This window comes from Streptomyces iconiensis (genome assembly GCF_028657195.3).
Taxonomy (GTDB): Bacteria; Actinomycetota; Actinomycetes; order Streptomycetales; family Streptomycetaceae; genus Streptomyces; species Streptomyces iconiensis.
On record NZ_JANCPR020000087.1, the window covers coordinates 1 to 19,863 of the forward strand.

Sequence of the window (19,863 nt, forward strand, 5' to 3'; positions counted from 1 at the left end):
GCTGTTGGGGGGCGGAGCCCCCCAACGCCCGGCCGGCGAGGCCAACGGGGAAAGGGGCGAAGCCCCATATAAAAAAACAGAAACCTGGGGCAAAACCACAGGAACCACAACGGGGGGCACGGGGCGCAGCCCCGAACATCAGGGGGCAAGGGGCGAAGCCCCGCACAGGGTCACGGGGCAAAGCACCGAACATCAGCGGGCAAGGGGGCGAAGCCCCGACCCCCAGGAGCGAGGGACAAGGGGCGAAGCCCCGACCCACACCAGGGGGCACGGGGCAAGCCCCGAACAAGGGTCACTCCACCTCAGAGACCCGTTTGACAAACGCGCCCCAGGAGCCATCCGGCTCACCGGAACCCCACAACTTCTGCGAGGTAGCCGCCAACGGCAACCGAATCCCCCGCGCCACCTCCCCCACACTCTGCGCGCCGGCCAAATCACACCAGACCGCGAACCGTCCCCCCAGAATCCGGTCCCGCCCGGCCCACCGCGACGGCACCGCCGAAGTCCCCCGCAGCACCGCCGGCGTCCAGGACTCATAGATCCGCTGCCCCGTCGGGTACGTGAACTGATTCGGCTGGCCGAGGACGTAGTAGAGGTACTCGTCGTTGAGGTTGACGACCTTCCACCCCTCCTTCAGGTACTCCTCGGGCTTCCGCTCACCCATCTCCTTGCCGGTCCAGTACGCGACCTCACGGCCACGGGACGGCTTGACGACGCCGCCCCGGTGCATCCCGTCGTTCCAGACCTGCGGCTTCTTGCCGTGCTTGCGCAGCACCGCCGCGCGCTTGTTGATCCAGTCGGTGGCGAGGTCCTGGATGTCGGCTTTGCCGCCGTACCGCTTGCGGGCGAGCTCGGCGAGCCCGGGATACGAGGTCGCGGGGTCCTCGGTCATGAGGGCCTGGTACTCGTCACCGCCCACATGCGCGTACGTACCGGGGAAAAGGTCGGCGTACTCCCCGAGAAGATCGTCGACGATCTTCGCGGACTTCGCCTTCCCGATGTCGATCGCGCCGCGCGCGACGTTGCCGGAGGCGCTGCGCAACTGGAGGTCGGGGTGCGCCTTGAGCACGGCGCCGAGGTGGCCGGGCGAGTCGATCTCGGGGATGACCTCGATGTGCCGGGACTTGGCGAGCCTGATGATGCGCCGGATCTGCGCCTTGGTCAGATGCGGGTCGGAGACGACCTCGGGATGGGTGTCGCTCTCGATCCGGAACGCCTGGTCGTCGGAGAGGTGCAGCTGGAGCTGGTTCATCTTCAGGTCGCCCAGCTGCCGCACCCGCGCCTCGATCCACGAGGCGCTGAAGTGCTTGCGCGCGATGTCGAGCATGAAGCCGCGCTGGGGGCGGTCGGGCTTGTCGCGGACGGTGCCCTCGGCGAAGCGGCCCTGGGCGCGGTAGGTCTGGAGCAGCGTGCGGGTGCCGTAGAAGACACCGGCGTCCGCCGCGCCCGTGATCTTGATCTGGCCCTCGCGGCTGGAGAGCACATAGCCCTCGCGGGCCCCGCCACCCCCGCGCTTCAGCTCGACGTCGCCGGGCCGCGCCTCACCCTTGGCGGCGTCGACCTTCAGTTCGCTCGCGAGGAGCTTCGCCTCGCCGGCGAGAGAGGAGTCGTCGGTGACGACGCGGGTGTACTTGGTGGGCTTCCAGCCGGGACCACGTACGGCCTTCCAGTCCCGTACGGAGGGAACGGCCGTGGGTGCGGGGCCGACGCGGTCGGGGCCCGCGGGAGGCCGGGGTGTCTGGACGGTCTGCGACCTGCCTGCCGTGCTCTTGGTCTCCGGATCACCGCTGTCGTCGTCGCTGCTGCAACCGGTCAGGCCGATGAGCGTGAGAACCACCACAGCCCCCACGGCGCGCGCACCACCGCCACGCACACCACCGGCACGCGCACCCCTCGTACGCCCACCACCAGCGGACACGTCACCGGCACGGACACGGGCACCGGCACCGGCATCAGCCCCGGCACGGGCACGGGCACGGGCGTCATCGAACACAGTGGACCTCTTATGCGAGTTTCGTCCCATAGGGATACGGTATTGCCCCTTTCGAGCCCGCCCCGTCAGCTATGCACCGCCAAGCGTTTCCTTCTGGGTGAATTCCCGGAATCGCCCGTCGGGCGCCCAGCCCTCGCGGTTACGGTGACGAGACTCCCACACCACTTCCGTTCCCGAAGTCACGCCCGTTGACCGCCCGATGCCCCTTCGACGCAGGAGTCAGCAGCACCCCATGAGCCTTCCCACGCGGCGGAGCGGAGACGTGCGAGCGCGAGCCGTCACGACGTTGCGACGGCTCAACACGTCGGCCGCCGAGACCGCCGTATCCCTCCTCCTCGACTGCTGCGGCAGCCGCCGCTGGGCGGCACGCCTCGCGGCGCACCGGCCGTATCCCGACGTCGAGTCGCTGCTGGCCGCAGCCGACGAGGCCAGCTACGACCTGACGGTCACCGACCTCGCCGAGGCGCTCGCGGCCGAGACGGCGCCGCACCCGCTGGACGGGCCGCACCCGCTGGACGGGGAGCCGCAGCAGAGCACGCTGGCGGCGCACACCGCACTGCGCGCGGCCCAGGCTGAATACGAGCGGCAGTTCGCACACACGTTCCTGATCTGCCTCGACGGGTACCCGCCCAGGGACCGGCTGGATCACACCTTGGCCGGGATCAGGACACGATTGGAGAACAACAGCGAGGAGGAGTGGGCGGTCACGGCGGAGGAACTGCGGCGGGTGGCACGCGGCCGACTTGGGCGGCTTGTCGCGTCCGAGGCGTTTTGATCGAACCTCATACGGCGGCGAGAGCGGCTTCGGGCCTGATCGCTGGGCCGTCCGTGCCTGATTGATCACACCTGCACACCCCGCACGAACGTGCCGACGCCGCGTCGCTACGATGACCAAGGCCGGTGGACCGTACCCGGCCGGGCCCCGTCCGACCTACCGAAGCCGGCAGGCCCCAATATCCGCTCCCGGAGGGTTTTTCCGTGCCGGCTGGAACGCTGTACCGCGGCCGGGAAGGAATGTGGTCATGGGTGGCTCATCGAGTCACCGGCGTCCTCATCTTCTTCTTCCTGTTCGTGCACGTCCTCGACACCGCTCTCGTCCGCGTCTCACCCGAGGCGTACGACGACACTGTCGCGATCTACAAGACTCCGCTCGTCAACCTGATGGAGTACGGCCTCGTGGCCGCCATCCTGTTCCACGCGCTCAACGGCCTGCGGGTCATCGCTGTGGACTTCTGGTCGAAGGGCGCGAAGTACCAGAAGCAGATGCTGTGGACCGTGATGGGCATCTGGATCGTCCTCATGGCAGGTGCCTTCTACCCGGTGTTGCAGCACACCCTGCGCACGCTGTTCGGGAGCTGATGCGTGATGTCGACCGAGACCACACAGGCCGCCGAGCCCGAGGACGCCCAGGTGACCCTCTACGACGTGGATCACCCGGCGCCCGTGATCGAGCCGCCCCGTGCCCGCACCGGCAAGACGCCCAAGGCGAGCAGGACCAACTTCGAGATGTACGGCTGGCTGTTCATGCGGCTGTCCGGCATCGTGCTGGTCGTGCTCGTGCTGGGTCACCTGCTGATCCAGCTCGTGCTGGACGGCGGCGTCAGCAAGATCGGCTTCGCATTCGTCGCCGGCCGCTGGGCCTCGCCGTTCTGGCAGGTCTGGGACCTGGCGATGCTGTGGCTGGCGATGCTGCACGGCGCCAACGGCCTGCGCACCGTCATCAACGACTACGCCGAGCGGGACACGACCCGCTTCTGGCTGAAGTGGCTGCTGTACGCGGCCACGGTCTTCACCGTCCTGCTGGGCACGCTGGTGATCTTCACCTTCGACCCCAACATCCGCTGACGTCCCGGGGCTGAAGGCTGAGGTTTTCCCGATGAACAACGTCAAGATCCACAAGTACGACACCGTCATCGTCGGCGCGGGTGGCGCGGGCATGCGCGCGGCCATCGAGTCGACGAAGCGCAGCCGTACCGCCGTACTGACGAAGCTCTACCCCACCCGCTCCCACACGGGCGCCGCACAGGGCGGCATGGCCGCCGCGCTGGCGAACGTGGAGGACGACAACTGGGAGTGGCACACCTTCGACACGATCAAGGGCGGTGACTACCTGGTCGACCAGGACGCCGCCGAGATCCTGGCGAAGGAGGCCATCGACTCGGTCCTCGACCTGGAGAAGATGGGCCTGCCCTTCAACCGCACCCCAGAGGGCAACATCGACCAGCGGCGGTTCGGCGGGCACTCCCGCAACCACGGCGAGGCACCGGTACGCCGGTCCTGCTACGCGGCCGACCGCACGGGCCACATGATCCTCCAGACGCTGTACCAGAACTGCGTCAAGGAAGGCGTGGAGTTCTACAACGAGTTCTACGTCCTTGACCTGCTCCTCAACGAGGACGAGGGGGTCAAGAAGACGTCGGGCGTCGTCGCGTACGAACTGGCGACGGGCGACATCCACATCTTCCAGGCCAAGGCCGTCGTCTTCGCCTCGGGCGGCAACGGCAAGTTCTTCAAGGTCACCTCCAACGCGCACACGCTCACAGGCGACGGCCAGGCCGCCGCTTTCCGGCGCGGGCTGCCGCTGGAGGACATGGAGTTCTTCCAGTTCCACCCGACCGGCATCTGGAAGATGGGCATCCTCCTGACGGAGGGCGCCCGCGGTGAGGGCGGCATCCTCCGCAACAAGGACGGCGAGCGCTTCATGGAGAAGTACGCGCCCGTCATGAAGGACCTGGCGTCACGCGATGTCGTCTCCCGCGCGATCTACACCGAGATCCGCGAGGGCCGGGGCTGCGGCGCCGACAAGGACCACGTCTACCTGGACCTCACCCACCTGCCGCCCGAGCAGCTGGACGCGAAGCTGCCGGACATCACCGAGTTCGCGCGGACGTACCTGGGCATCGAGCCGTACACCGACCCGGTGCCGATCCAGCCGACAGCGCACTACGCGATGGGCGGCATCCCCACCAATGTGCGGGGCGAGGTCCTCTTCGACAACAGCACGCCGGTGCCCGGCCTGTACGCGGCGGGCGAGGTCGCCTGCGTCTCCGTGCACGGCGCCAACCGGCTGGGCACCAACTCGCTGCTCGACATCAACGTCTTCGGCAAGCGGGCCGGGATCGCCGCGGCCGAGTACAGCGCGACGGCCGACCACGTCGAGCTGCCGGAGGACCCGGCACGGTTCGTGCTGGACGAGATCGAGAACCTGCGCGATGCCACCGGCAGCGAGCGCGTGTTCGAGATCCGCAAGGCGCTCCAGGAGACCATGGACAAGAACGTCATGGTCTTCCGTACGGAGCAGACGCTGAAGGAAGCGGTCGAGGAGATCGGGGCGCTGCGCAAGCGCTTCCGCGACATCAGCGTTCAGGACAAGGGCAAGCGCTTCAACACCGACCTGCTGGAGGCACTTGAGCTGGGCAACCTGCTCGACCTGGCCGAGGTCACGGCGGTCTCGGCGCTCGCCCGCAAGGAGTCGCGCGGTGGTCACTACCGCGAGGACTTCCCCAGCCGTGACGACGTCAACTTCATGCGCCACACCATGGCGTACCGCGAGGCCGGCGACGACGGCACCGAGTCGATCCGGCTGGACTACAAGCCGGTCGTGACGACCCGCTACCAGCCGATGGAGCGTAAGTACTGATGGGCACAGCGACACTTGAGAAGAACGACTCCGCCGGGCCTGTCGACTCGGCGGAGAACAGCGCGACGCACCTGATCACGGTCACCCTGCGGATCCGCCGGTTCAACCCGGAGGTCTCCGAGGAGGCCAAGTGGGAGGACTTCACGCTGGAGATCGACCCGAAGGAGCGCGTACTGGACGCGCTGCACAAGATCAAGTGGGAGACCGACGGGACGCTCACGTTCCGCCGCTCCTGCGCGCACGGCATCTGCGGCTCGGACGCCATGCGGATCAACGGGCGCAACCGTCTTGCCTGCAAGACGCTGATCAAGGACATCAACCCGGAGAAGCCGATCACGGTCGAGGCCATCAAGGGCCTTACGGTCCTCAAGGACCTCGTGGTCGACATGGACCCGTTCTTCCAGGCTTACAGGGACGTCATGCCGTTCCTGGTCACCACGGGGAACGAGCCGACGCGTGAGCGGTACCAGTCGGCCGAGGACCGCGAGCGGTTCGACGACACGACCAAGTGCATCCTGTGCGCGGCGTGCACCTCGTCCTGCCCGGTCTTCTGGAACGACGGGCAGTACTTCGGGCCCGCCGCGATCGTCAACGCGCACCGCTTCATCTTCGACTCGCGTGACGAGGCGGGTGAGCAGCGGCTGGAGATCCTCAACGACCGTGACGGGGTGTGGCGTTGCCGCACCACCTTCAACTGCACGGACGCGTGCCCGCGTGGCATCGAGGTCACCAAGGCGATCCAGGAAGTGAAGAGGGCGCTGATCACGCGCCGCTTCTGAGCCTGTGACAGGGGGCGCCGGGTCCACCTCGTGGTGGGCCCGGCGCCCTTTTCGTGCTCCGGAACCGGATGTCAGCCGGTCAGCCAGGCCCTGGTGAAGCGGGCGAAGTGGATGCCGCCGGTGTCGCCGACCTCGTAGAGGGCGGCCACGGTGCCGTCCCGGAGGACGGCGAGGGTGGAGTATCCGGCCTGGCCGGACTTGATGACGGCCCGGCCGGGCCAGCTCGCGCCGTCGTCCTCGCTGAGGCGGACGGTCAGTTCCTTGCGGCCGTGCGGGGTGGCGGTGTTGCTGAAGAGCGCGGTCTTCGTCAGGCCCGGGGCGCCGGGGCCAGGCCGCAGGTAGGAGATCTCGTCGGCGTTGCTGGCGGGGTCGGGCAGCAGCCGTGAGCGGGTCATGGCGCCGAAGGGCGCTGCGCCGTCGGGGGACGTGGCGTAGTAGCGGGCGCCGCCCGCGTTGTGCCGCATGTTCTGGGCGATCTTTCCGGTGCCGCGCTGGACGGCCTTGCTCTCGTTGACGTCGGAGCCCGCCTCGGAGCCGACGCGCCAGGTCCTGCCGTGGTCGTCGCTGAGGAGGTTGGCGGCGTGTGTGCCGCGTGCGTCGCGGTGGACGAGTGGCTGGAGCAGGCGCCCGCCGGAGGTCTGGATGCCGTGGCCGCTGGAGGCGAACTGGTTCTTCCATCCTGGCTTTCTGATCCGCTGATGGAGGTCGACGGGCTCGCTCCAGGTGGCGCCGTCGTCGTCGCTGGAGCGGTACATCACGTGCTGGCCGCCGCCGGGGCCATCGTGGGAGAACTTGGTGCCGGGGCGGGCGAAGTTGTAGAAGAGGAAGACGCGGCCGGTCTCGCGGTCGACGAGGAGGCTGCTGTCCCCCGTACCCGTGTCGGTGCGGTCCGCGTGCGCGACGATGCGGGGCGCGTCCCAGGTGGCACCGTTGTCGGTGCTGCGGCGCAGCCCCACCTGGATGTTGGCGGGCAGATCGGACCCACCGTTCACCCGCGCGTCGGTGGCGGCGAGGATCGTGCCGTCGTTGGTGACGGCCATGGAGGGGATACGGACCGACTTGGCCTTACCGCCCGCGGCGGAGCCGCTTCCCCCTGCCCCCCGGTGGCCGCCGGCGCCGAGGAGTCCCTTGAAGGTGGTGTCGGTGCCGAACAGTCTGGTGGTGTTCAGCTGCGGGGTGCCGTCGCCGAGGCCGCAGCCGACCGTGCCGCGCTCGGCGTCCCTGAAGCCGCCCGGCGCCGTGACGGTGAGGTCGTACGCGGAGCCTGAAGGGCGCGTCCAGTGCAGCTGCGCGCTGCCGCCGGCGGGGACCCTGCGGGTGTGCCGGGCATCGCCGCCGGGCCCGGTGACGGTGAAGGTGGTGGGGGTCGCGGAGCGGTTCTCCAGGAGGAGCTGAAGCTGCCCTGCCGAGTGGCCCGCCAGGGATCCCTCCGAGCACCGCATGCCGGTACGGGCCGTGAGGTGCGCCGGTCCTGCCTGCGCCGCTGTCGGTACGAGTGCCGTGCCGGCGACAGCGGCGACGGTCAGCGCGCCGAGGGTTCTCGGGGGTACGCGCATGCGGTTCGTTCCTCTCCTGTGGGGGGAGCCAGGGCGGTACACATGACGTCCGATGTCTTATGGCCGTCGGACCCTAGGGACCCGTGTGACGGCCCGTCAAGAATCCTGGCCGCCGCTCCCCGGGACTCCCCCCATAGGGCCCCGGGACCACCTCAACGGCCGCTGGCCGCAGCCGGGTTGGCGCACGCCGGATACGGGCTCACCGGCCTCATACCTCCGGCGAGACGCGCCAGCCCTCCGGCGGCATGCGCGTGCCCGCACCGGGGAACGTTCGCGAGCCCGCGTCCGGGAACGTACGCGAGCCGGGCTCGGGGAACGTACGCGAGCCCGCATCGGGGAACGTACGCGAGCCGGGCTCGGGGAACGTGCGCGGGACCTGGGCGGGGAGCGTGCGCGGAGCGTCCTCGGGCGACGTACGGGCGCGGGCGTCGGCGAGGCGGCGGCGCAGCGGTGCGTAGTGGTCGGCGAGGGCACGGGTCAGCTCGCGTGCGTCGCCTCCGCGCGCCGAGTCGACGATGCGCTGGTGCGCGGCGATGGTGTCCTGCTCGTCGTCGTCGGTGATGACGTTGAGCTGCGGTGCGACAAAGGCGTAGACGTCCCAGAAGGCCATGGAGAGCTGGCCGATCAGGGCATTGCCCGAGGCGCTGACGAAGTGGGCGTGGAAGGCGCGGTCGGCCTCGACGAACCCGCGTTCGTCGCCGGCGCCGCGCTCGCGCATCCGCTCGACGAGGGTGTCCATGGTGTCGAGGTACTCGTCGTTGAGGGCGCCGATCACACGCTCGGCCAGACCCCGCTCGAACAGTTCGCGTGCCTCCAGCAGATCGGCCATGACGCGCATGTCGTCGTCGACGCTGAGCATGCCACGGAAGGTGAGCGACTCCACCAGCGCGGAGAGGCTGAGCCGTCCCACGTAGGTGCCGTGCCCGTGCCTGACCTCCACGATGTCCAGCGCATGCAGGGTCTTGACGGCTTCACGGACGCTGGAGCGGCTGGCGCCCAGCGCTTCGCACAGCGCCGTCTCGGTGGGCAGCGGATCGCCGGGCTGCAGCCGGTTCTCCAGGATGTAGTGCTTTATCCCCTCGGTCACCTCCTGGCGCAGCAGCTGTCGACCGGTCTTCGCCTGCCCGGACGCCGTACTCGAACTTCCCACCGCTTGGCCTCACTTCCGTCGTTGATTCCGTTCCCGGGCCCCCGTTCCCCGGCCCCCGCATCCGGCATCACCTATCTGACGCCTCGCACCCTCCCGCACGCTGCCCATGTGGAGGAACCTATGTCTGAACGCGCTTCCACCGAGGTCGAACGCCGCGCGTTCCTCCGCCTGGGCGGCGGAACGGGCGCGGCAGCGGCGCTGGCTCCGGCGCTCTCCGCCCGCTGGCCCGGGTACACGGCACTCGTGGGTGACGGCGACCCGTGCGGTGGCACACGGGTCACCGCGCACGACTGACACCGCACGGGCAGCGGCAGCGGCAGCGGCAGCGGCACACCGGACGGCGGCGTAGCGGGCCCGCGCCCGCGAACACGTGCGGCGCGAGCACGGTCCGGCGCGGGCACCATCCGGCGCGAACACGGTCCGACGCGGGCCAGTCGGCACAGGCACCGTCCGGCACAGGCACAGGCACCGTCCGGCGCGGGCGCGGCATCAGGATGGCGGAACCGCGCCCTATCGCGCCCCCGGCCCGGGGAGCATCCTGCCCTCTGTACCGCACTACGTCCCGCACCACGCACTCAGTCCCTCCTCACAGAAGGAGCACGCGTGAGACGCAGCAGACGTAAGTCCCCCACCCGTACGGCCGTTGTGGCGCTCCTCACCGCTGCGGCCCTGTCCGGCTTCGGTCTCCAGGCCGGTGCCGCCGCGGCTCAGGAGCGCGCCGGGTCACCGCAGGAGCGGACCCTCGCGTTCTGGACGGCCGAGAAGATGCGCGGCGCCGTACCCGTCGAGGAGTTGGCGCCGCCGCCACGCGCCCCCCGCACCGAACGCGGGAGCGTGGCGGCCGGGCGCGCTGCCGAGGTGCCGCCCACCACACCGGCGCGCGGCGCCGGCCCGGCCGCCTTCCCGCAGCCCGGCGGCCCCTGGACGAGCGGCGGCGAGGTGGTGAAGACCTCGGGCCGGGTGTTCTTCACCCTCGGCGGCCGTACGGCCTCGTGCTCGGGTGACGCGGTGACCAGCGAGAACGGCAGCACGGTGCTGACGGCAGGCCACTGCGTGAAGTACCAGGGCTCCTGGCACACCAACTGGATCTTCGTGCCCGGCTACCACGACGGGCAGGCCCCGCACGGCAAGTGGGCGGCGAGCAAGACGCTGACCACGCCGCAGTGGGAGGCGAGCGAGGACATCAACTACGACGTGGGCGCCGCCGTCGTGGCCCCGCTGGACGGGAAGAAGCTCACCGATGTGGTGGGCGGTCAGGGCCTGGCCTTCAACGGGGCCTACAACCAGGACATGTACGCGTTCGGCTTCCCCGCGGCCGACCCGTACGACGGTGAGAAGCTGATCTACTGCTCGGCGACCACGATCAAGGACCCGCTGTTCTCGAACGACCACGGCATGGCCTGCGACATGACGGGCGGCTCCAGCGGCGGACCGTGGTTCTCGAAGTTCGACGAGTCGACGGGCACCGGACTCCAGGCTTCCGTGAACAGCTTCGGCTACGTCTTCATGCCGGACACGATGTTCGGCCCGTACTTCGGTGCCGAGGCGAAGGCGCTCTACGACACGGCGCAGACCACCTGAGCCTGAGCCTGAGCCTGAGCCTGAGCTTGGGCCCGCGCCCGGGTCTGGGCCTGGACCTGGACCTGGACCTGGGCCCGAGTCCGAGCCTGGGCCCGAGTACGCGCCTGCGCCCGCAACCCCGCGCATGCCGCGTTTCCATAAACCCTGCGGCACTTCTGTAAACCCCGCGGCCCCGGATACGCGACCAGCGATATCCGGGGCCGCACCGCCGCCCGGCGGCATACTCTCCCGCTCATGTCCCGTCCGCCGTCCCATCCTTCGCCCCAGCGGTCACCGCACCCGCTGCGGGAACGGGACTTCCGCCTGCTGTTCACCGGCCGCGCGCTCTCCCTGCTCGGCGACGCCGTACTGCCCGCCGCGCTCGCCCTCGCCGTGCTGCGCGCGACGGGCTCCACCTCGGCGCTGGCGCTCGTACTCGGCTGCGCGATGCTGCCGAAGCTGGTGCTGCTGCCCGTCGGCGGTGTCCTCGCCGACCGCTTCCGCGCCCGTACGGTCGCACTGACCACCGACGTCGTACGGTGCGCAGCACAGCTGTTCACCGGGCTCCAACTGCTGGGCGGTGACCCGTCGTTGGCGCTCATCGCGAGCGCGGAGGCGGTTGGCGGCGCCGCCTCGGCCTTCGCCATGCCATGCCTGTACCCGCTGGTCGCCGGCACCGTACGGGAGGAGGCGCGGCAGCGGGCCAACTCCGCCGTCGCCACCGTCGAGAGCGCCAGCAAGCTCGCGGGCCCCGCACTGGCCGGGGTCCTGGTGTTCACGGCGGGCCCCGGGTGGGCTTTCCTGCTGGACGCGGCCACGTTCGCCGCGAGCGCCGCGCTGCTCACGGCCGTACGGGTGCGCCATGTGCCGCTGCCCAAACGCTCGTTCCGCGCCGATCTGGCCGAGGGCTGGTCGGAGGTGCGCACCCGCGCCTGGTACTGGCCGAGCCTGATCGCGCACGCCATCGCCAACATGTGCATCAGCGTGCTGATGGTGCTCGGGCCCGGCGTGGCCGTGGCACGGCTCGGCGGCGAAGGTGTGTGGGTGGCCACGCTCCAGACCGGCGCCGTGGGGCTGCTGATCGGCAACACCCTGGCCGGACGCCTGTATCCGCGCCGCCCCGTATTCGTCGCCAACCTCCTCGGCACCCTCTTCGCCCTGCCGCTCGCCGCCTTCGCCCTCGCGCCGCCCGCGCCGTACGCGGTCGCCGCCTATGGCATCTCCATGGTGGGGCTCGGCTACCTCAACCCCGTGTGGCAGACCACCGTGCAGAACGCCGTTCCGCGCACGGCTCTCGCCCGCGTCACCTCGTACGACTGGCTGGTCTCGCTGGGCGCGATGCCCCTGGGTTACGCGCTCGCACCGCTTGCCGCCGAGCGCTGGGACCCGGCGGTTCCGCTCTGGGTGGCCGCCGCCCTGGTCGCGACCAGCGTATGGACGGCCGCCGTACGCGGGGCACGCACCTTCACCCCGCCGGGGCCAGGGACCGGACCGAAGAACGCCGGACCACGGAGCGCCGGGCCGCAGAGCGCCGGACCACGGTCCGCCCCGGACGAGACCGCTGACCCAGCAGGAAGAGACAGCTGAGCAGCAGACCGGACGAGCCCGCCGAACAGGTCGGATGCCCCAGCGAACGGGCTGAACGCGCCCACTGACAGCGTGCGCCTGCCAGGGCCGGTCGAGGGCCTCGCCCTCGGCCCCCGCCCCGGTGGCCTGGGGCGCCGGGATGTGCGTATCGTGCGGCGCGTGCGACGTATGCGGTGGGTACGGACAGCGGCGGCCACGCTCACGCTGGCGGTCGCGGCGGCAGGCTGCGGTGCCGGTGGGGACGGCGGAGACAGCGGAGGCGACGGCGCCAAGGGCGGGCCGAAGGCCCGTTTCGAGACGGGGCAGGCCGTCGCGCGGGCCGATACTCCGGTACGCATGCGGCTGACCGGACTTGAGCCCGGCTCCCACGTCCGCGTCACCGCTCACGCCGACGACAGGTACGACGCGACATGGGCGTCCAAGGTCACCCGTACCGCCGACGCGCACGGCAGGATCGACCTGTCCAAGGACACCGGGCACCTGCTCTCCGGAATGCTGCCGCTGGGCGGGCGCCACGCGAAGCTGAAGGACAGCGGCACGGCGTTCTCGTACCACCCGGGACCGCCCGGCTCCCAGCGCTCCTACAAGGTGAAGGTCACGGCAACCGCCGTATCGGGCAAGGCCGACGGCCAACACCTCGCAGACCGCACCCTCACCCGCCAGTGGCTCACCAAGGGCACCACGCACCGCAAACTCACCGTCGCCAAGAACAAGATCGCGGGTGACCTCTACCTGCCCGCACGCGACGCGCGGAACGACGCGGCCAAGGGCGGCGTGAGGAAGGAAGACGGAACGGAGGAACGCGAGGGGAAGGGCGGCGGCGCGGCCCGTAAGGCCCCTGTCCTGGTCTTCGGCGGCTCCGAGGGCGGCAACGCCGGTACGTACACGGCGGCGCTCCTCGCCTCGCACGGCCATCCGGCCATGTCCGTCTGCTACTTCCGCTGCGGAAGCGGCTCCGGCCGCCCCAACGCGATCAACAAGATCGACCTGGACTACTTCACCCACGCGGGCAGGGTGCTGCGCGCCCAGGACGGCGCCGATCCCCAGCGCCTCGCCGTGATCGGCAACTCGCGCGGCAGCGAAGTGGCTCAACTGCTGGGCCAACGGCGGCCGTCCGTCTTCCGCGACGTCGTCGCCTACGCCCCGTCCTCCAAGGCCATCGGCCCCTACCCCGCCGGCACGGTCGCCTGGACCGACCACGGCAGGCCCATCCCCAGGGGCCCGATCCCCCTCGACCGCGTACGCGGCACGGTCCTCGCCGTCGCGGGCGGCAACGACAAGATGTGGGGCTCGGTCGCCTCGGCACACACGATGGCCAAGAACCGTGGCGTCGAAAAACTCGTGTACCCGGACGCCGGGCACCACGTGAACTGGTTCCCGTTCGCCCAGCCCGGCCAGGAGGGCGGCGCCAACGGAGACGTCACCACCACCTCCCGCGCCGACCAGGCAGCACGCGCCGACTCCTGGCCAAAGATCCTCAAGCTGCTGGACGGCTAAGGGTTTTCGCCGACGGTGGACGGTATGCGGCTAACGCCTTTTGCATACGGTCGACGCGGCTCGCTGCGGCTGCGGCTGGCGAGGCGAGGCGTGGGTGCGAGGTGTGTATACGGTCGAACGGGGCGTGTATACGGTCGACGCGGCTCGCCCCCAGCACGGCTGGTGCGACATGTATACGGTCGACGCCGCCGCTGTATACGGTCGACGCCGTTCGCGCCGCCGCGAGAGGCGTGGAGTCATCGCCGCGTTCAGCCTCCTGGGCCAGTGCCAGTCCACCACCCACGACAGCGGCCCCAGGCATGGCCCGCCCCCGCTGTGCCACCCGGAGACCGGGCGAGGCCGACAAGGGCGAGGTGCCGTGAGGCACATCTTCGGCCCGGTGCGTGGCCGGCCATGGCGGCAGGGCTTTCTTGAGCGTGCGTTCCAGATAGGTTACCGTGAAGCCATGGCAAGGACCCGGGAGTTCGACACGGAGGCGGCGGTGAGCCGCGCCATGGAACTGTTCTGGACGCGCGGCTACGAGGCGACCTCGGTACGCGATCTGACCCAGCACCTGGGGATCGGGCAGGGTTCGCTGTACAGCGCGTTCGGCGACAAGGACGGCCTGTACCGGGCGGCGCTGGAGCACTACCGCACCACCCTCGCGGCAGCCGCCCTGCGCGACCTGGAAGAGGGGGCGGACGCGCGTTCGGCGATCCGCACGATGCTGACGGAGCGGGTCCGTATCGCTGTCGAACATGACGGCCGGGGCTGCCTGGCGGTCAATGCCGCCTGCGAGCGGCTGCCGGAGGACCCGTCGGTCCGGCGCACCGTCCGGGACATGCAGGACGCCAGCAGGGACGCGCTCGCCGAGGTACTGCGAGTCGCGGTGGAGCGGGGTGAGATCGCGGCGCGGCACGACCCGCACACGCTGGCCGCCTTCCTCGTCACGTTTCTCAACGGGCTGCTGGTCTCCTCGAAGATCACCCCGGACCGCCACGCCCTCGAACCCCTCGTGGAGGTCGCCGTGGCCGCCCTCGGCTGACCTTTTCATGCCCGCAAACTGTATCGACCGATCCAGATAAGAACCGGCTCCGGCAGGCAGCGCGGATCCGGCCGTCCCGGCGCCCCGGACAACCGCGCACGGCAACGGACCGAGCCGCCTGGGGACCTGACCCCGGGAACCCGCCCCGCCGCAGGCCGGCTGACACCCGTACACCGCCACACCCGCACCACGCGCCCACGCCCACCAATCCACGTATCCACGTATCGCGAAATACGCCAGAAAGGCTGGTCAGACATGATGTTCGACCATGACGGAACGCCCGTCCGTACAGGCCGAGCCGCCGTCAACGGAACGAGCCTGCACTACCGGACGGCCGGTTCAGGGCCCGCTGTGGTGCTGCTGCACGGTGTGCCCAAGACGAGTTACCACTGGCGCCACCTCGTGCCGAAGCTGACGCCCGGCTACACCGTTGTCGTGCCGGACCTTCGCGGTCTCGGCGACTCCGCACGCGCCGCTGGAGGCTACGACGCCGCCACGATGAGCGACGACATCGCCGAGTTGATGACCCACCTCGGACACGAGTCCTACGCCGTGGTGGGCGAGGACTGGGGAGCGGTGATCGGCTACCAGCTCGCGGCGCGGCACCGTGACCATGTCACTGCTCTCGTGTTCGCCGAGGCCCTGTTCCCCGGGTTCGGCTTCGAGGACCACACGGCCCTCACTCCCGAGAACGTCTTCAGCGGCATGCACCTGTGGCATCTGGGCTTCTACTTCCAGCCCGACGTACCCGAGATGCTGATCTCCGGGCACGAGCGCGAACTGATCACATACATGATCAAGTCCGAGCGCAGTCACCCCGACACCGCGCCCCCCGACGCGATCGACGAATACGTGCGCTGCTACTCCATGCCCGGCGGTGTCCGGGCGATGCTCTCGATCTACCGGGCGATGCTCGTCGACGCCGAACTGAACCGTGAGGCCGCACAGAAGAAGCTTGACATCCCTGTACTGGCGCTCGGCGGCTCGGCCTTCATCGGCGAACGCAACGAGTCCCAGGTGCGGTTCGTGGCCCACGACGTCACCGGTCACGTCTTCGACGCCGGCCACGACCTCGCGGAGGAAGTACCCGACGAGATGGCCGACGTCGTCCTGCCGTTCCTGGCCGCACACCTGTAGACGCTGCACACCTGTAGACGGAGACGGCACCGATTCCGGGGCTGTCGCGTACCGCAGCCCCTCGCCCCCGCATACGGTCGGCGCCGTGTATACCGTCGGCGCCACGTGTATGCGGTCGGCCGCCACGTGCATACGGTGTGCCAACGCCCGTGTATACGGTCGGCCCCGTGTATACGGTCGGCGCCGTGCGCATACGGTCGACGTCGCCCGTAACGCGTATGCGAGGACCGCCGGGCCTGCCTCAGCCGCGTTCAGGGCTTCCCTGTGTCTCCCGCTCCCGCTCCGTCCCCGCCATCTCGCCGTGTCCCTCGCTGTCGCTCTCCTCGTAGGACGCGTTGGCGCCGCTATCGGCGTCGGAGCGGGCGCGGGAGCGGAGGCGGCCCAGCATGGAGGTGCCGCCGACCACCAGGCCGATCGCGATGACCTTGGCCGCGCCCAGATAGAGCTGCGGCTGATTGTCCTGGTCGGAGCCTGGCAGGCCGAGGAAGAGCCACAGCGCCAGGCCCGCGCCGAACAGGATGACGAGGACGGCTCCGACCGGGCCGAGGCGGTACCACCAGGGCGATGCCGTGTCGTCGACAGGCAGCTCGTCGGGTGCGCGCTTGGACTCAGGCTCACGCGTGGGCTCGGGTTCACGCGTGGACTCGGGCCCGAGATCGGTCGAGCCGGAGTCGGAGTCGGAGCCGGCCGTGGTGGGGGGATCCGCCTTCGTGAGGGGGACCGGCTCGGTGGAGTGGCGGTGGCTCTGGTGACTCTGGTGGCTCATGGGGGTTCTCCTCAGCAGGCGTGGGCCGGTCGACGTGGGGTTCCGGTTGGCTTGCTGGTAGGCGTGGGGCCGTTGGCGCTGCGGGACATGGGAGAGGACGCTCCGGAAGGCCGGAACGCTTCACTGAGCTGCGACGTTAGCGCCCGCACCAGACGGGCGCCAACGCGTTGGCTCCTTCTCGACCGTCGCCGCCAGGGGAGCGACAGCACGTTCCGCATCATTCAGATCATTCGTGTCATCCGGACCGTCCGCGTCATCCGGACCGTCCGGGGTCATCCGAACTGTCTGAGCCGTCCCGGTCATCCGGACTGTTCAGGCGATCCGGGTGAAGCGGGCGGGCCGCCCGAAGCACCGTCCGGGTGGGCCCACCACGCGCTCTCGCCGTGGGTGAGGGCGGGGAGACGCTGTTCGACGGCGTGCACGTTACGGGTGGGGAGGTGGCCCCGGAGAAACCAGGTGGCGTCATGGCCCTCCGAGACGTCGGCGAGGTTCGCGCCGTGTGCGCTCAGGCACGCGGTGACCGCCGGCAAGGTGTCGTGGGGCACCTCCAACTCGTAGGCGTGGTACGGCTCATCGACCCGCGTACCGGCGTCCTGAAGGGCGCGGGACAGGACAAGGGCCGTCAGGCCACGGAAGTCGGCCGCCGTACTGACGGGCGCCGCGAAACCGGAACGGGTGAGGGTGACGGTGACGTCGGTGACAGGCCAGCCACCCGGACCGCCTTCGCCGAGGTGGGCGTGGACGGTCTCCTCGATGGCGGTGTGCAGGGCGCGGGGCAGCGCGCCGAGTTCGGTCTCGTACCGGAAGACGCGCCCGGCGCCCCGGGGCGCGGGCTCGACACGGAGGCCGACCGTGGCCCAGAAACCGCTGGGGCAGCGCGCGTTGCGGCCCATCTCCTCGTACGCCTCCCCCGTGCCGGTGGGCCGTTCCACGCGTACGACGCTGCTGGGGGCGAACTCCGCCTCGATGCCGTGCTCATGGGCGAGGGTCGCGGCGATGACCTCCTTCTGTACCTCGCCGTACAGGAGGACGGAGGTGGCACCGCCCGGTTCGGTGCGGGCGTGGATGAGGGGGTCCAGTTCGGCCATGTCCCGCAGCGCGGCGTGAAGGCGCATGGCGGCGCCGGGGCCGGGTTCGCGCGGGGTGACGACGGTCTGGAGGGTGGGCGCGGCGAAGTGCGCCCCGCGCGTATGACCGCCGGCCCCAGCGGGGCGATCCCCCTGCTCACCGCCCCTGTCGCCGTCGCCGTCCCCGCCCACGGCCGCACCCACGCCGTCGCCCCCGTCGCCGCTCCCGTCATCGCTCCCGCTGCCGAGGCGGTCACCGACGCGGACCTCGGGGAGGCCGCCCAGGCGCGCGATGTTGCCCGGCGTGAGGGGGCCGGGCACGGCTCCGGCCGGGCCGACGGTACGGAGCGAGGTGATCTGGCCGTCATGCACCTCGATAACCCCGTCAGGCCGGCGCCGGTGCAGCGTGATGTGCTGCCGTAGCGCCAACTCGCCTGCGTACAGGCGCAGATACGCGGTCTTGGTGCTTGAGGGCGCGCGTTCGACCGCGAACACGGTCCCCCGGGGGCCGCCGCCGGGCACCTCCCCAGCCTTGTCCGCCCCAGCCCCAGCGCCAGCACCCGCACCCGCACCCGCGAGCAGCCAGGTGAGCCCCTCGATGAGTGCGGGAACGCCCTGGCCGCTCAGCGCGGAGCCGAAGTAGAGGGGGTAGGCCAGCCCCTCGGCCGTACGGTCGGCGAGGGCGGCGCCCAGTTCGTCCGCCGTGGGGAAGGGCCCGTCCACGACGCGGGCGAGGAGCGCTTCGTCGATCTCGGCGAGCGTCTCGCCGACGCGTGCGCGCTGGCCCGGATCGTCGTCCAACGTGACAGGCACAGCACGCGCGGCACGCGTCCCGGCGGCGTGCACGCGGGACAGGGGGACGAGGTGCGGGGTCAGCCTGCGACGTACGGCGGCGAGGAGGGCGCCGGGGTCGGCGCCCGCGCGGTCGATCTTGTTGACGAAGAACAGCGTCGGCATACGCATAGCGCGCAGCGTCCGCATCAGCACACGGGTCTGCGCCTGCACGCCCTCCACGGCGGACAGGACGAGCACGGCACCGTCGAGCACGCCGAGGGCCCGTTCGACCTCGGCGATGAAGTCGGAGTGGCCAGGGGTGTCGATGAGGTTGACCTGGGTGTCACCGACGGCGAACGAGGCCACGGCGGAGCGCACGGTGATACCGCGCTGCCGTTCGATCTCTCCGGTGTCGGTCTGCGTGCTGCCACCGTCGACACTGCCGAGCCGGCTGATGGCGCCGGTCTCGTAGAGCAGCCGTTCGGTGAGACTGGTCTTACCCGCGTCTACGTGGGCGAGAATGCCGATGTTCAGGGTGCGGGAGATGGGCATGGGTGCCGAAGTCCTCGAAGTCCGTCGTCCTGTAGGGGCGCTGGGTGCTGTCGAGGTTTCGGCGCATGATCTGTGACGCTCTCCCGCTGCTGGACGTCCGGACGCCGCCATCCTCCCAGCGCCCCACACAAGAGCAACCGGTTTTCCGCCGTGCCCGCCTGGCGCCACGCCAGCCTGCGTCGGCCCGCCCGCGCCGGCCCGCCCGCGTCGCGCCCACCTACGCCGAACGCCCGCCGCCTACGCGGCAGCACGCCGGGCCGCCCGTGACCGGATCACGCGGGAGGTGTCCGGTGGGTCGGCTCAACGCGTGGGCGAACTCGTTGTGGAGCAGCGTGGCCAATCGCCAGTGGACGGCGGACGAGCATGCCGTGCTCGGCGGCCGGGACAACGCGGGTGGCGAGGCCCCTTTGGACGGCGGTGATTCCCATACTGGAGGGGGTGGGGGCACACCCCCGGGCGGGGAGCCCGGCATGCGGGCAGCCGTCCCGTAGCCGGGGCCTGCCAGTTGCCCAGTTGCTCGACGTGCACGCAGCCCTGGCCGACACCGGGCAGGGGCCGCGCGCTCACGGCCTGAGTGAGCACGGGTCTGAGCGATCACGGACGTCAACGCCTCGTAAGCCGGGCGCGCTTCACCGACGAACTGCGCCCCCAGACGGCTGAGTCCCACGCTCCGACTGGTGCGACCGGTGAGGCGTACGCCGATACGCCGATACGGCGCTCAAGGGAGGCGACGAGCTGACTGACGGCCTGCGCCCGCACCACCCAAGTCGGGGTGACGGGT

The 19,863-nt window shown here is 70.4% G+C and carries 15 protein-coding genes and 1 pseudogene; 11 read left to right on the forward strand and 5 right to left on the reverse strand.

The window, feature by feature from the left end; all coding sequences use genetic code 11:
* Window positions 1–292 precede the first annotated feature (292 nt).
* The gene (locus NMN56_RS41905) at window positions 293–1,849 is read right to left on the reverse strand and encodes a beta-N-acetylhexosaminidase (RefSeq protein WP_274046718.1); all 1,557 of its coding nucleotides are present in this window, start codon (window positions 1,847–1,849) and stop codon (window positions 293–295) included.
* Window positions 1,850–2,225: 376 nt separating this feature from the next.
* On the opposite strand from NMN56_RS41905, the gene NMN56_RS41910 reads away from it, so the two are divergent.
* The 5 genes from NMN56_RS41910 to NMN56_RS41930 all read left to right on the forward strand — a co-directional run bounded on the left by NMN56_RS41910 (window position 2,226) and on the right by NMN56_RS41930 (window position 6,412).
* A complete protein-coding gene (locus tag NMN56_RS41910) occupies window positions 2,226–2,768 on the forward strand; it encodes a 2-oxo-4-hydroxy-4-carboxy-5-ureidoimidazoline decarboxylase (protein WP_430542846.1) in 543 nt (180 codons plus the stop codon).
* 203 nt (window positions 2,769–2,971) lie between these two features.
* Window positions 2,972–3,352, forward strand: a complete 381-nt coding sequence (gene sdhC, locus NMN56_RS41915) for a succinate dehydrogenase, cytochrome b556 subunit (protein WP_274046720.1) — start codon at window positions 2,972–2,974, stop codon at window positions 3,350–3,352.
* A 6-nt stretch (window positions 3,353–3,358) separates the two neighbouring features.
* Window positions 3,359–3,838, forward strand: a complete 480-nt coding sequence (locus NMN56_RS41920; RefSeq protein ID WP_274046722.1) for a succinate dehydrogenase hydrophobic membrane anchor subunit — start codon at window positions 3,359–3,361, stop codon at window positions 3,836–3,838.
* A 31-nt stretch (window positions 3,839–3,869) separates the two neighbouring features.
* Complete coding sequence (sdhA, locus tag NMN56_RS41925; RefSeq protein WP_274046723.1) at window positions 3,870–5,633, forward strand: succinate dehydrogenase flavoprotein subunit; 1,764 nt, start codon at window positions 3,870–3,872, stop codon at window positions 5,631–5,633.
* Complete coding sequence (locus NMN56_RS41930) at window positions 5,633–6,412, forward strand: succinate dehydrogenase iron-sulfur subunit (protein WP_274046724.1); 780 nt, start codon at window positions 5,633–5,635, stop codon at window positions 6,410–6,412. Before sdhA ends, NMN56_RS41930 begins: the two co-directional genes overlap by 1 nt.
* A gap of 71 nt (window positions 6,413–6,483) precedes the next feature.
* Here NMN56_RS41930 and NMN56_RS41935 read toward each other — a convergent pair whose 3' ends face one another.
* Both NMN56_RS41935 and NMN56_RS41940 read right to left on the reverse strand, forming a co-directional pair.
* A complete protein-coding gene (locus NMN56_RS41935) occupies window positions 6,484–7,968 on the reverse strand; it encodes an exo-alpha-sialidase (protein ID WP_274046725.1) in 1,485 nt (494 codons plus the stop codon).
* A gap of 415 nt (window positions 7,969–8,383) precedes the next feature.
* Window positions 8,384–9,118, reverse strand: a pseudogene (locus NMN56_RS41940) (FadR/GntR family transcriptional regulator); the annotation flags it as partial.
* Window positions 9,119–9,238: 120 nt separating this feature from the next.
* On the opposite strand from NMN56_RS41940, the gene NMN56_RS41945 reads away from it, so the two are divergent.
* From NMN56_RS41945 to NMN56_RS41970, 6 genes are all read left to right on the forward strand, one after another.
* A complete protein-coding gene (locus tag NMN56_RS41945; protein WP_274046726.1) occupies window positions 9,239–9,412 on the forward strand; it encodes a twin-arginine translocation signal domain-containing protein in 174 nt (57 codons plus the stop codon).
* A 309-nt stretch (window positions 9,413–9,721) separates the two neighbouring features.
* Entirely contained in the window at window positions 9,722–10,699 is a 978-nt protein-coding gene (locus NMN56_RS41950; protein ID WP_274046727.1) for a peptidase, read from the forward strand.
* 234 nt (window positions 10,700–10,933) lie between these two features.
* Entirely contained in the window at window positions 10,934–12,265 is a 1,332-nt protein-coding gene (locus tag NMN56_RS41955; protein ID WP_274046728.1) for an MFS transporter, read from the forward strand.
* A gap of 168 nt (window positions 12,266–12,433) precedes the next feature.
* The gene (locus tag NMN56_RS41960; RefSeq protein ID WP_274046749.1) at window positions 12,434–13,762 is read left to right on the forward strand and encodes an acyl-CoA thioesterase/BAAT N-terminal domain-containing protein; all 1,329 of its coding nucleotides are present in this window, start codon (window positions 12,434–12,436) and stop codon (window positions 13,760–13,762) included.
* 445 nt (window positions 13,763–14,207) lie between these two features.
* On the forward strand, window positions 14,208–14,786 hold the full coding sequence (locus NMN56_RS41965) for a TetR/AcrR family transcriptional regulator (RefSeq protein ID WP_274046729.1): 579 nt from the start codon (window positions 14,208–14,210) through the stop codon (window positions 14,784–14,786).
* Between the two features lie 255 nt (window positions 14,787–15,041).
* On the forward strand, window positions 15,042–15,923 hold the full coding sequence (locus NMN56_RS41970; protein WP_274046730.1) for an alpha/beta fold hydrolase: 882 nt from the start codon (window positions 15,042–15,044) through the stop codon (window positions 15,921–15,923).
* Window positions 15,924–16,164: 241 nt separating this feature from the next.
* Here the strand turns inward: NMN56_RS41970 and NMN56_RS41975 are convergent, their stop codons facing one another.
* Window positions 16,165–16,689: a hypothetical protein gene (locus NMN56_RS41975; RefSeq protein ID WP_274046731.1), complete on the reverse strand. Its 525-nt coding sequence runs from the start codon at window positions 16,687–16,689 to the stop codon at window positions 16,165–16,167.
* A 299-nt stretch (window positions 16,690–16,988) separates the two neighbouring features.
* Entirely contained in the window at window positions 16,989–19,082 is a 2,094-nt protein-coding gene (locus tag NMN56_RS41980) for a GTP-binding protein (RefSeq protein ID WP_274046732.1), read from the reverse strand.
* Between the last annotated feature and the right edge of the window lie 781 nt (window positions 19,083–19,863).